Annotated in this window: 9 protein-coding genes and 1 other RNA gene; 5 read left to right on the top strand and 5 right to left on the bottom strand. The window is 69.8% G+C overall.

All coding sequences use genetic code 11. The annotated features are described in order from the left end of the window. Window positions 1-3: 3 nt before the first annotated feature. Window positions 4-1,137 (bottom strand): slipin family protein, encoded by a 1,134-nt coding sequence (locus tag BM144_RS12900; RefSeq protein ID WP_092952840.1) that lies wholly within the window; start codon window positions 1,135-1,137, stop codon window positions 4-6. Window positions 1,138-1,884: 747 nt separating this feature from the next. On the opposite strand from BM144_RS12900, the gene rtcR reads away from it, so the two are divergent. From rtcR to rnpB, 5 genes are all read left to right on the top strand, one after another. Next, entirely contained in the window at window positions 1,885-3,501 is a 1,617-nt protein-coding gene (rtcR, locus tag BM144_RS12890) for an RNA repair transcriptional activator RtcR (RefSeq protein ID WP_092952838.1), read from the top strand. 221 nt (window positions 3,502-3,722) lie between these two features. Beyond that, window positions 3,723-4,376, top strand: coding sequence for a TetR/AcrR family transcriptional regulator (locus tag BM144_RS12885; protein ID WP_092952836.1), 654 nt, complete (start codon window positions 3,723-3,725; stop codon window positions 4,374-4,376). A 458-nt stretch (window positions 4,377-4,834) separates the two neighbouring features. Continuing rightward, window positions 4,835-6,616, top strand: coding sequence for a methyl-accepting chemotaxis protein (locus BM144_RS12880; RefSeq protein ID WP_092952834.1), 1,782 nt, complete (start codon window positions 4,835-4,837; stop codon window positions 6,614-6,616). 37 nt (window positions 6,617-6,653) lie between these two features. Next, window positions 6,654-7,058 (top strand): winged helix-turn-helix transcriptional regulator, encoded by a 405-nt coding sequence (locus tag BM144_RS12875; RefSeq protein ID WP_281246088.1) that lies wholly within the window; start codon window positions 6,654-6,656, stop codon window positions 7,056-7,058. A gap of 42 nt (window positions 7,059-7,100) precedes the next feature. Beyond that, an RNA gene (gene rnpB, locus BM144_RS12870) (RNase P RNA component class A) lies at window positions 7,101-7,438 on the top strand. Between the two features lie 52 nt (window positions 7,439-7,490). On the opposite strand, the gene BM144_RS12865 is transcribed toward rnpB, so the two are convergent. From BM144_RS12865 to BM144_RS12850, 4 genes are all read right to left on the bottom strand, one after another. Continuing rightward, on the bottom strand, window positions 7,491-8,738 hold the full coding sequence (locus BM144_RS12865; RefSeq protein ID WP_092952830.1) for a M48 family metallopeptidase: 1,248 nt from the start codon (window positions 8,736-8,738) through the stop codon (window positions 7,491-7,493). Window positions 8,739-8,756: 18 nt separating this feature from the next. Further along, window positions 8,757-9,998, bottom strand: a complete 1,242-nt coding sequence (locus BM144_RS12860) for a YjgN family protein (protein ID WP_092952828.1) — start codon at window positions 9,996-9,998, stop codon at window positions 8,757-8,759. A gap of 134 nt (window positions 9,999-10,132) precedes the next feature. Further along, a complete protein-coding gene (locus BM144_RS12855; protein WP_092952826.1) occupies window positions 10,133-10,933 on the bottom strand; it encodes an rRNA pseudouridine synthase in 801 nt (266 codons plus the stop codon). Then, the gene (locus tag BM144_RS12850; RefSeq protein ID WP_092952824.1) at window positions 10,926-12,599 is read right to left on the bottom strand and encodes an MBL fold metallo-hydrolase; all 1,674 of its coding nucleotides are present in this window, start codon (window positions 12,597-12,599) and stop codon (window positions 10,926-10,928) included. The genes BM144_RS12855 and BM144_RS12850 overlap by 8 nt, the downstream gene beginning before the upstream one ends. Window positions 12,600-12,662: the final 63 nt, after the last annotated feature.

Here is a 12,662-nt window from a genome sequence, read left to right as displayed (position 1 = left end):
CGGTCAGCGCATCTTCACCAGGCCGTTCAGCACCTGGTCCAGCCCGCCGAACACGGAGATCTTGTCGATGCGTTCGGCCACGCGCTCGAGCGTTTCCAGCTCTTTCATGCGCAGGGCCACGGGGTTGTCTTCCATCACCTTGGCGGTGTTGAGCAGCGAGCGCGTCGCGGCGGTTTCCTCGCGGCGGCGGATCACGTTGGCCTGGGCCTGCTTTTCCGCCTGCACCACCTGGGTCAGGATGGCCTTCATGTCGCCGGGCAGCACGATGTCCTTCACGCCCACGCCGTCGAGTTCCATGCCGTAGGCCGGCAGCTTGCCGACCAGGTGCGCGCGCACCACGTCGTCGATCGCCGTCTTGTCCTCCAGCAGCTCGTCGAGCGTGCGGGTGCCCACGGCGGAGCGCAGCGCGAACTGCAGCTCGCGGTAGAGGTGATCGGCAGGCTTGGGCAGGCGCCGGTGCGCCAGCAGAACGTCCGCGTAGCGCCAGGTGGCGCACAGGTTGATCCGCAGGCCGACCTTGTCGCGCGTCATGATGTCCTGGCCCGACACGTCCAGCGTCTGCAGGCGCAGGTCCACCAGCTCCGCGCCGATGTGGCGGCCGAACTTCCAGAACGCGTGCATTCCGGCGCCCAGCAGCCGCTCGACCTTGCCGTCGATGGTGAGGATGGCGCACATCGCCTCGGGCACCTGCACCTGCAGCACGCCGTTCAGGCCGGCCACGGGCTTGTGGCGCAGCTGCGTCTGCACCAGCCGCGCGGCCAGCGCGGCGGGCACGTCCACGCCCTGCGACAGGTCCACCACCTCCACGGCCACGTCCACCAGCCCCTTCCAGTAGAGGCGCCGGGTGCCCGGCGGCAGGATCTCGACCAGCACGCCGTTCTCGGTGCGCAGGCCCGCCTGGGTTTCGGTCAGTTCGGCACGCACGAACTCGCGGGCCACCACCTCGGGTTCACGGGCCATCAGGTAATCGGCCAGGCCGTGGGTGAAGGCGGGCTGCTCCAGCGCGAAGGTCTCCACGCGCAGCTGGTCGGTGCCGGCGAAGAGCCAGTGCGCGCCGCTGTGCAGCACGCGCTCGAAGTCGCCGTTGCGCAGCAGCAGCGCGCGTTCGTTCTTCTTGATGCGTTGGATCTTCAGCATGGTGGTTTCCTCTTTGTCTTTCTTGCGTTGCGGCCTGCAGGGGAGAGCTGCCGCTGGCGGCGACGAGCCCGTTCCCAAAAATAGGTGCCGTTACAGCGGTGGCGGTGGAGCCAGGGGGCGCGGCACGGGCATCGCAGTGCGCCGTGTCCGCGGGCCCTGGGGGCTGCGGAGTGGCTGGCTGCTTGCGCGGGCCGTGCCCGGGTCTGGCACGAACCGCCGCCTCTGACGGGTGCAGCACCGTGGCGGCGGGGCCGCTCCGTGGCGCTGCACCCGCGTCCGGCGGGGTGGTCTTGCGACCGTCTAAGGTCCCGGCGGTGAAACCGGGTCGGTTTTTCCGGCAGGAGTCGAACCTGCGCCAGGCCTTGGGACACAAGGCTGCTCTACCTCTGAGCTACAGAAGTGGCCTTCCCGGAATCGAACCGGAGCACCCCGGAGGGCTGCAACCTGCAGGCCGTGCCAGCGACCCGGTGGCGGGCGGCATGCGGTGCATCGACGTCCGGGCGGGATGGCCCGCGGCGGATGCACCGCACCGGAAGGGCTGGCGTTTCGCCACAACCCTCAACCTGTGAGCGTCGCCACGGGTCTCTGGCCTCCTTGTCATTGCGAGATGCGTGCCAGCTCCTGGATCTGGGGCGAACTGCCTGCAAGTGATTGATCTGCAAAGGATATTTCTCAGCGCCTCGGATTTCGGACTTTACTGGTTGGTTCTTAGTTGATATAAAAAGATAAATAAATAGAAAATGGGATATGGCAAAAAGCAAAGTGGTCATCGGCTTCATCGGCACCCAACTGGATGCAGGCAAGGGCGCCGGTCGGTGGGAGAAATGGCGGCCCACGGTGTCGCTCGCCCAGCACGAGGACGTGGTCGTGCGCCGGATGGAGCTGCTCCATACACCGGCGCACGCGCCCCTGGCCGCGCAGGTGAAGGCCGACCTGGCTGCGGTGTCGCCGGAAACCGACGTGCGCCTGGTGTCGCTGGACATCGGCGATCCGTGGGATTTCGGCGAGGTGTACGGCGCGCTGTACGACTGGGTGCAGGCCTATCGCTTCCGCATGGAGCGCGAGGAGTACTGGGTGCACATCACCACCGGCACGCACGTGGCGCAGATCTGCCTTTTCCTGCTGGTGGAATCGCGCCGCATCCCGGGTGTGCTCGCGCAGACGGCGCCGCCCCGGCGCCAGCGCGAGGGCGACCCGGGCAGCTACGCGCTCATCGACCTGGATCTGTCCCGCTACGACGCGCTGGCCCAGCGCTTCCAGGCGGAGCAGCGCGATGCGCTGGACTTTCTCAAAAGCGGCATCGCCACGCGCAACCCGGCGTTCAACGCGCTCATCGAGGAGGTGGAACGCGTGGCGGTGCGATCGCGCGCGCCCATCCTCTTCACCGGTCCCACGGGTGCGGGCAAGTCGCACCTCGCGCGGCGCATGTACGAACTGAAGAAATCCCGGCACCAGGTGGAGGGCGGGTTCGTCGAGGTCAACTGCGCCACGCTGCGCGGCGATGGCGCCGCATCCACGCTGTTCGGCCACCGCAAGGGTGCCTTCACCGGCGCAGCAGCCGACCGGGCGGGCCTGCTGCGCTCGGCCCACGGCGGTGTGCTGTTCCTCGACGAGATCGGTGAACTGGGCCTGGACGAGCAGGCCATGCTGCTCAAGGCCGTGGAGGAAAAGCGCTTCTATCCGATGGGCAGCGACCGCGAGGTGGAGAGCGATTTCCAGCTCATCGCCGGCACCAACCGCGACCTGCGCGCGGAAGTGGCGCAAGGCCGCTTCCGCGAAGACCTGTTCGCGCGCATCAACCTCTGGAGCTACCAGTTGCCGGGGCTGGCGCAGCGGCCGGAAGACATCGAACCCAACGTGGACCACCTGCTGGCCCGGGCCGGCGAGGAACTGGGCCGCAGCGTGCGCTTTTCGGCCGAGGCCCGGCAGGGCTACCTGCGCTATGCGCAGTCGCCGGAAGCGCTCTGGTCCGGCAACTTCCGCGACCTGTCTGCGAGTGTGGTGCGCCTGGCGACCCTGGCCGAAGGCGGGCGCATCGGGCTCGCGCTGGTGGAGGCCGAGATCGCCCGGCTGCGTTGGCTGTGGCAGCCGGCGCAGCCGCCGCAGGGGGCGCATTCCGCGGGCACGGACGGGCTGCCTGAACTCGAAGCCCTGCTGGGGCCCGCGCAGATGGACGCGCTGGACCTGTTCGATCGCCTGCAGCTCGCGGCCGTGGTGCGGGTGTGCCGGCAGTCGCGCAGCCTGTCGGATGCGGGGCGGCAACTGTTCCAGGCCTCGCGTGCGCAGCGCACGGCCGTCAACGATGCGGACCGCCTGCGCAAATACCTGGGCCGTTTCGGGCTGGCGTGGGACCGGTTGTCGTGAGGGCTTGCGACGGCGTCTCGCGACCGCGGTGAGCGGCGCGCGGGCTTGCGCCGAACGCATGGGGGCGGCCTTTCAAGGTCGAGCAACGGTCGGGTAATGGCCGAGCAATGGCCGAGCCGCATGCCTGTCGGCGGCATGCCGCCATGAAGGGTTTACCCCCTCCGGTGTCTTTGACGCAGGCGTAGCATTCGTACATCACCGAGTTCCCATGACCAGAAGCCATGCCGAAAACCGAAGGTCGTGAGAAGTCCACGCGCCCCTCTCCCCGGGGCCGCCCCACCGCGCAGCGGGCGCAGGAACTGCGGCAGACCATCATCGAAGTGGCGTCCGCGCTCATGCTCCAGAGCGGCTACGAAGGCACCAGCATCGATGCCATCGCAGCGGCAGCCGGCGTCACCAAACGGACGATCTACTCGCGCTTCGCGTCCAAGGAAAACCTGCTGCGCGAAGTGCTGACGACCGCGGCGCTGCCGGCATTGCGGCTCGAGCCCGAGTTCCTTCCCGGTCTCGGAGCCCAGGAAAAGCTGGAGCGGATCGGGATGGAGATGAACGACACCTTGCTGCATCCCGATATGCAGCGTTGGCTCCGATTCGCCATCGGCGGCATTGCGCAACGCCCCGAACTGGCCCCGTTCGTCCATGCGTTGATCGAACAGTATCTGGAGCTGCTGGCCCGGATGCTGGCGCCGGCACTGGCCAGCGAATCACTGCGCGTGGATGACTTCCCCGCCGCGGTGAAGATCTTCGCCACCTTGATCTCGGCGCCGGCCCACAACCTCGTCACGTTCTCCCTGCCGCCCGGGTCCCGGGAGGAGCAGGCGGACTTCATCCGGAAAGCCGCGGTCCTGTTCCTCGCCGGCTGCTCCAAGGCCTGAGCCTGCCTCCGCGGCCGGCGGACGGGTCGCTGCGCCTGCCCTCCTGCGCGGCTTGCCGGCCGTGACCGCCCCTTGCCGAAAGGCACATATGACGCCGCGTCCCTGCCTCGCCGTCGCCGTCTCTTGCCGGCGCGGCAGGGCTCTTTTCCGAGCCCGTCCGCAGGCATTTCGCGACAGGGCGGTATGGCGTGTTGTTTTCTCTGCGCAAATTCCGCATGACAGTTTTTAATGAAACGAATAAGTTTCATTCGGTGCTAGCATTTGAAATCCTTGGTTACATCATGGAAGAGCCGGTGGTGGGAGGGGCCACGGTCAACGCACCCTGATGGGACGCGCTTCTTCTTGTCGTACCTCTGAACTCGACGCTCCGGGCGGCGCCAGCGGGCAGGCAACTGCCCATGCACGCAGGCCCGCGTGCCCTTGCAACAGCAACCTCTTTCAAACAAGGCAACCAGAAAATGGAATGGTTCAAACGACTGAAGGTAGGCACCAAGCTCATCGCCGGGTTTCTGGCCGTGGCGGCGATCGGTGCCCTGATCGGAACCGCCGGGATCCTGCGTTCCAGCGAGATCAACGACCTTGCCGACCTCATGTATGACCGCGAGATCGCGGGCCTGTCGCACGCCTCCGAGGCCAACATCCAGTTGATCGGTGCCAGCCGGGCGATCCGCAGCGCGGTGCTGGCCGTCACGCAGGACGAGCGGCGCGCGCACATCGCCTCGGTGCAGATGCGCCTGAAGGCCATGCACGAGGAGTTGGCCAAGACCGGGAACTTCTTCGTCACCGACGAAGGCAGGGCCCGCGTCCTGGAGACCCAGCAGGCCGTGCAGGCCTACGACGCCGGCCTGCAGTCGGTCCTGGCGCTGCTGCAGACCGAGGATCTGTCGAACACGCGCGCTTCCATGCTGAAAATCAACGAGGTCCGGCAGATCGCGGACAAGGCCGATGAGCTGCTGGGGCAATTGGTCGACCGCAAGAAGCTCAACGCCAAGGAACTGAACGACCAGACGAGCGTGATCTACCAGCGGGTGCGCCTGATCCTGATCAGCCTCACGGTCGGCGGCGTGATCCTGGGCGTGGCCATCGGGGCCCTGCTGACGCGCGGTCTCACCGGCCAGTTGGGCGGCGAGCCGGCGGACGTGGCGCTGGTGGCCGGCGCCATCGCGCGCGGAGACCTCACCTACCCGATCGACGTGTCGCGCGCGAAGCCCGGCAGCGTGGTTTCCGCGATGCAGAGGATGCAGGCCTCGTTGCGCGAAGTGGTGGGGACGGTCCGCAGCAGCAGCGGCAACATCGCCGTGGGCGCCACCCAGATCGCCACGGGCAATGCCGACCTGTCCCAGCGGACCGAAGAGCAGGCCAGCAACCTGGAGGAAACCGCGGCATCGATGGAAGAGCTGACCAGCACGGTGATGAGCAGTGCCGACACGGCAAGGCAGGCGGCGGAGCTGGCCCAGTCTGCGAGCCAGGCCGCCCAGAGGGGCGGCGAGGTGGTCGGGCAGGTCGTGTCGATGATGGGGGAGATCAACACATCCTCCCAGAAGATCGCCGACATCATCGGCGTGATCGATGGCATCGCGTTCCAGACCAACATCCTGGCGCTCAACGCCGCGGTCGAAGCCGCGCGCGCCGGTGAGCAGGGCCGCGGCTTCGCGGTGGTGGCGAGCGAGGTGCGCAGCCTGGCCCAGAAGAGCGCCGAAGCCGCCAAGGAAATCAAGACGCTGATCCACGACAGCGTGGAGAAGGTGGCCAACGGAGGCCAGCTCGTGAATGCGGCGGGCACTTCCATGGAAGACATCGTCGGGCAGGTCCGCAGGGTCAGCAACCTGATCCAGGAGATCACGTCGGCCACGCAGGAGCAGACCTCCGGGCTCAGCCAGATCAATGAAGCGGTGATGCAGATCGACCAGGTCACGCAGCAGAATGCCGCGCTGGTGGAAGAGTCTGCCGCCGCCGCCGACAGCCTCAACCTGCAGGTCAAGCAACTGGTCGCGGCCGTGGACGTGTTCAAGATCGACGACGCGGCACCCGCCGCGCCACGGCCGCCTGCCGCGGCAGTGCCCGGCGCTGCCCGGCCGCAGGCCCGGGCACTCCCGGCGCAGGCGGGCAAGCGCCCCGCGCCGGCCCCGCTGCCGCGGCCTGCCGCAGCACCGCGGCCCGCGCTCGCCTCTGCGAATGCACCGAAGGCGGCGGCCAGCAGCCAGGCGAGCAAGGACAACGGCGAATGGGAAACCTTCTGAGGAATCCACCGCTGCCGCCCGCCCTGCTCGGTGGGCGATGCCTCGTGCGGCTCAGCCGGCGCTGATCCCTGGCGCCGAGCGGATGCTCGCGGGCAACATGCACGAGCAGATGCGCAGGGCATTCGCGCTGCTTTCCGGCAAATGGAAGCTCGAAATCATGTGGCTGCTCAACCAGCGGGTCTACCGCTTCGGCGAGCTGCGCAAGGCCATCCCGGGCATCACCCAGCACATGCTGACGGCGCAATTGCGGGAGCTGGAGGCCGATGGCCTGGTGTCGCGCACCGTTTTCGCCGAAGTGCCTCCGCGCGTGGAGTACGCGATCACCGCCAAGGCCCGCGGGCTCGGCCCCACGATGGAAGCGCTCACGCGCTGGTGGACCGAATACGGCGCGAGCGTTCTGGCCAGGCCGGCAACGCGGGGCCGCAAGCCCGGGGCCGGCTGAATCCTGCGGGCGCCCCCCGGGCTGGGGGATAATCCCGCCCGTGAAGCGCGCCAGACCGCCGCTGGTGCGATCTGGGAAACCAGGCACTGGAGGAACGTCCGGACTGCACAGGACGGCGTAGCAGCTAACGGCTGTCCACCGCGAGGTGAGGATCAGAGCAACAGAGACGAGTCCGGCGGGAGTACCGCAAGGTAGACCAGCCGGGGTGAAACGGGCAATCTCTACGCGCAGCAATACCAAGTAGGCCAGCGTTGACGTGGTTCCGCGGAGCTGGCGGGTAGGTAGCATCGAGCCGGGTGGGCGACCCCCGGCCCAGAGTAATGGCGGTCACATGCGGGCGACCGCATGCACAGAATCCGGCTTATCGGCGCGCTTCACACTTTGGGGTTCCATCACGGCCTGTCCCGCTGCCGCGCGGGCACGGGCCGTTTTTCATGGCCGCGCGCAGTGTGGGGCGCGGCCCGCCCGCAACTGTTCGGCGCGCTCCTGCGTGCCGGGGTGCGTGGCCAGCAAGGCGAGCAGGCCGGTGTCGTCCGTGGGCGCGGCGCGCGCCGCCGATGCGCCGCTGGCGCGCTCCCGTGGGGGTTGCTTCGCGCCGTCCTTGGCATCGGTGCCGGTTCCGGCGGCCTCTTGCGCGTCGTGCGATACGGCGAGCAGCAGATCCGCCATGGGCGCCGTCGGCAGGCCGGCATGGGCCATGAGCGCGATGGCATGGCAGTCGGCCTCGCGTTCGTGCGCGCGGCTGTACGCGAAGCCGGTGAGCATGGCACCGCCCATCGACACCAGGCTCGACACATCGCCCAGCGCCAACCCCAGCCCCACGTTGAGCACGCCCTGCTCGACCACCGTGCGCGTGGTGTGGCGGTGCACGACATGGCCCACCTCGTGCGCGAGCACGCCCATCAGCGCGTCGTCTCCAAGCCCGATGCGCTGAGCGGTTTCGGCGAGGCCGTCGGTCATCACCACGGTGCCTCCCGGCAGGGCCAGGGCATTGGCGCCGAGCCCGCGGCGGAATTCGAGCCGCAGCGCGGGCGCATAGCCCGGATAGCGCTGCAGCGAGGCCGGCATCCCCCGCACGAGCGCATCAAAGCGTGCGCGCAACTGGTCCTGGCGCTCCCGCGCCAGGCGCGAGGGCTTCAGGGTGCCGTGGTCCATGCGTTCCAGCGTCTCCTGCGAGAGCGTGGTTTCCCAGGCCAGGGGAACGTGCCGCGTGAGCTGCGTTGCGAGCCACGGCGTGCCGTACCGGTAGAAGAGCACGAGCGCCAGCACGGAGGCGAGCAGCACCGCGACGAACGCCGGCCAGCGGGTCTGCATGCGCTGCGCGATGCCGGCGCGGTGGCCCGCCGCCTGCAGGGCTTCGTGCCAGCGGGCGACGGCATCGCCCGCGACTTCGAGGCTGCCGCGGTCGCCCAGGTCCACCACCAGCCGCGGGGGCGGGCGGCGGGGGTTCCAGGGCTCCGGCCAGTCCACCGCGCCGTGTGCGAAACGCTCCGTCGCCGCTGCGGGCTGGCCCACCGGGTGCAGTGCGAGCGTGGGGCCGCGGGGGCCGGGAGCGATGGCTGCCAGCACGGCCTGGCCCTGGCTGCCGCGCCCGTCGAACCAGCGCGCGGGCACCGGAAGCGCCGGCCCCCCGGCGTCATCGGTGCGGGCGTGGGAAGCGGGCGGGGACGGGTGCGCCATGGGAGCGGGCGTGGCCGTTCAGCCGATGAGGTCCAGCCCCGCAGCGTCCGCCAGGGCGTCGCCCACGCCGCTCTGTTGCTGCCGCACGAGCTGGCCCGTGACCTGGTCCACGCCGCCCTTGACGTGCAGCGTGACGGATTCGAGCTTCATGCGGTATTCGCTCACGCGGGCGAAGGGCCGGTAGAAGCCGAGCGTGAGCAGCGTGAGGAAGAGGTTCTTGATCCTCAGCCCCACGAAACGGCCCGCGCGCAGGTTGCATTTGAAGCGGGCCATGCGGCTCACGCCGATCTGGTCCCAGGTGAGCTGGAACATGCGGGCCTCGCGGTAGGCGCGGGCCGGCGCGGAGGCCAGCAGCATCAGGAAGCCGAAGAGGAAGATGCCGGCGACGATGAACACGAACAGCCACATCCCGAGGCGCTGCACCTTGCCGGCGATCAGCATCCACGAGCCGCCGAAGGCCACGCCGAGCACGGCGCCGATCAGCAGCACGGAGAGGATGAACACCGCCACCGTGGCGAGCCATACCTTCACGAAATCCATGTACACCGGCTTCCAGCGCCCCGGCTCGCTGCCCAGGCGGGAATGCAGCACCAGCATGCTGCGGTAGTTGTATTCGAGCCGGATGAAGCACAGCACCGTGATCGCCAGCGCCACGGCGATCAGGCCCCACATGGCGCCGGTGACCTGCGGAAGCTTGCGGCCCGAGGGGCCGATCTGCGCCTCCGGCGCAATGGCGCGCAGGCCGAAAACGGCCACCAGCCACACGGCCGCGATGGCGAACACCGGCCAGCTGGCGGCATAGACCTGGCGCCAATTCGCGGTGAACTGCAGGCGCAGGCCGCGCCAGCGCGTGTTGCCGAGCCGGAAGCGCATCGCGCTGCCCCAGATGAGCGGCGAGAGCAGGGCGCCGGCGATGATGAACAGGCCCACGGCCGTGTCCTGCCCCGAGCGCGCGGCGATCTGGTAGGCCGCCGTGATGCCCACCAGCACCAGGAAGCCGAACACCATGCGCCGCTGCTGGCCCGTGAATTCGAGCGGGCTGCCGGCCACCAGGGTGTGGCCGTAGAAATACTGCGCGGTGCGCCGTCGTGCCCAGGGCGTGTAGAGCCCCAGCGTGACGATGCCCAGCAGCACGTTGACGATCCAGACGCGGAAATATTCGCCACCGCTGCCCGTGAACCGGAGCGGATGCGGCTCGATGCCGTGCGATGCGAACGATGACGACATGCGGCCCGGATGGGGCTCGACGCGTTGATCCATGGAATTGACCCCCCTCGAAGAGCCGGGCAGTGTAGCGCAGCACGGCCGCGCAGGATGGCGTTGCGCGGCCGCACAGCCGCCATCCTGCGGGCGCAGGCAGCTATCGTTTTGATAGCGAATGCCGGCACCGCGGCTCAGAACCGTTCCCAGGGCAGCAGATAGCGCCATTGCCCCTCGGGCAGCTTGGCGAGCGCAACGCGCCCGATGCGCAGGCGTTTGAGGGCGGTGACGCGCAGCCCCACGGCCTCGCACATGGCGGGAATCTGCCCGGGGCGGATGCCCTTCGCCGCAAAGCGCAGCCGGGTCTCGCTCTGCCAGCTCACCTTGGCCGGCGGAAGGGGGCGGCCGTTGAATTCCAGCCCCTGGCACAGCCGTGCGAGGCCGCCTTCGGCGATGCGGCCTTCCACCGTCACGACGCATTCCTGCTCCAGCGTCTCGATGTCTTCCTCCAGACGCCGGGCCATGCGGCGGTCCTGCGTGAAGACCACGAGCCCGCTGGCCGCGGAGGCGAGCGGCGTGAAGCATTCCAGTTGGCGGAAGTGCCGCTGCAGCACGCGCACCGGCGGGCTGTCGCCGGCATACCGCGCGGCGGGCTCCAGCAGCGCGACGGCATCGGGCGCCCCGCTGCCGCGGGCATGCCGCGGATCGCCGGCGGGGCCCTGGCCGAGGCCGGCTTCCCAGCCCGCCGGCTTGTGCAGCAGCAGCGTGACGGGCGGAATCTCCTGCGCCCGGGCGCCGGCGGCGACCACGATGGCCTGGTCCGGCCGAACGCGCGCGCCCGGCAGTTCGCTCACCTGCCCATCGACCTGCACAGAGCCGCCCTCGACCAGCCATTCGGCTTCGCGGCGCGAGCAGCCCTGCAGCTCCGCCACGCGCTTGGCCAGGCGCATGCTGTCCCCGTCGGCGCCCCCGGTTCCATCCTGGTGTTCACGCATGGCCTGCCTCCATCGCGCGGATGCGCTCCACATGCGCCAGCAGCGAACGCTGCGCCACGGGCCACAGGCGCTCGGGCACATCGGCATAGGCCTGCCGGACCCAGTCGTCCATGCTGCCTTCCGGCAGCGCCTGCATGGCCGCCAGCACCTTCGACTCGCGCGCCATGCGGTGGGCCTTCAGCCGGGCGATGGCGCCGCGCGCGTCGGCCAGCGCGTATCCGTGCGCCGGCAGGATGAATTCGGCGCCATGCTGCGCGCAGAGCGCGTCCAGCCGGTCGAGCGATGCGAGGTAGTCGTCCATGTTGCCGTCGGGTGGGTCGATCACGGTGGTGCTGCCGTTCAGGATGTGGTCGCCGCTGAAGAGCAGGCCGTCCTCCCGCAGCAGCAGGCAGAGGTGGTTGGCCGCGTGGCCGGGCGTGTGCACCACTTCGAGGGTGTGCGTGACATCGCCTTCCAGCCGGTGTCCGGTGAGCGTGAGGCGCTCTCCGTCCGCCAGCGGCCGGTCGGGCACGAAGCGGCTGGCCGCACGCGCGGTGGGCGCCGACGCCAGGCCCAGCACGGAGGGCCGGGAACGGCCCGTGGCCGCCACGCGCTCCGCGAGCGGCGCGGCGCCGGGGGCGTGGTCGGCATGGGAATGGGTGCAGACGATGGCGCGGATGTCGCCGCCCGCGGCATGCCAGAGGCGTTCGAGGTGGGCCTCGTCGGCCGGGCCGGGGTCGATGGCGATGTAGCCGGTGGACGGGTCGCCCACCAGGTAGCTGTTCGTACCCGGGCCGGTCATCGCCCCGGGGTTGGGCGCAGTCAGGCGCTGCAGGTTCTTCAGCAGCGCCACCGGGCGCTCTGGCTGCCAGTCGAGCGGGTGCACGATCTGCCCATCCGGGCAGACCAGGGCGAGTTCGCCGTAGGGCGGCTCGTGCTCCATGTAGCGCGCCTCGCGCCCACCGAGCAGGCCCGCGCGCGGGCAGCTCGTCCACAGCGGCTGCTCGTGCGCCACGGCGGCCAGCACCGCATCGGCGCTGGCGAACGCCGCCAGCCGCTCCAGCGTGCGGATGGTGGGGAAGATCATGAAGAACTGCCCGGCCGCATGGCGGTCCAGTGCGTCCTGCGGGCGCAGCCACACGGGTTCGAACTGCTCGGTCTCGTCGGCCACGGGCTCCTGCCCCTCGGGCATGCGCGCGACCAGGAACGGCACGTCGAAGCGCTTGGGCAGGTCGCGGTCGGCGGTCCAGTGCGCGAGCAGGAACACGGCATCGGCCGCGAGGCGCAGGCCGCGCGCGGCGCACTGCGCGGCGAAGGGCGCGCCGCGGTCGAGCGCGGCGATGTCGTCGGCCCCGGCAAAGCGGCCGTCCGCGCGGCGCGCGAGCAGCACGCCCAGTTCTTCGAAGCTTTCGCGGATGGCCGCGATCGCCTGGGTGGTGCGTTCGTGCGTCTGCGCGGGGCGTCGGTCGGCCAGGGCCTGCGTGGCGGGCTCGCCGTCCAGTGCATCGATGGCGCCGCCGGGGAAAACGTAGGCGCCCGGCGCGAAGCTGGCCTGCGGCGAGCGCCGCGTCATGAGCACTTCGAGGCCCGTGCCGCCGGGCGCATCGCGCAGCAGCAGCACGGTCGCCGCCGCGCGGGTGGCGGCGGGTTCGCGGTGGGGATGGAGTTGTTGGGAGGGGCGGGGCATCGGGCGATTATCGGCAGCGGCCCTCCCGCTGCGGGAGAGGGGCCTTCCCGGCCCGGCGGCCGG

The sequence above is a fragment of the Paracidovorax konjaci genome (assembly GCF_900112675.1).
Taxonomy (GTDB): Bacteria; Pseudomonadota; Gammaproteobacteria; order Burkholderiales; family Burkholderiaceae_C; genus Paracidovorax; species Paracidovorax konjaci.
This window is presented reverse-complemented; position numbering and strand designations above follow the sequence as displayed.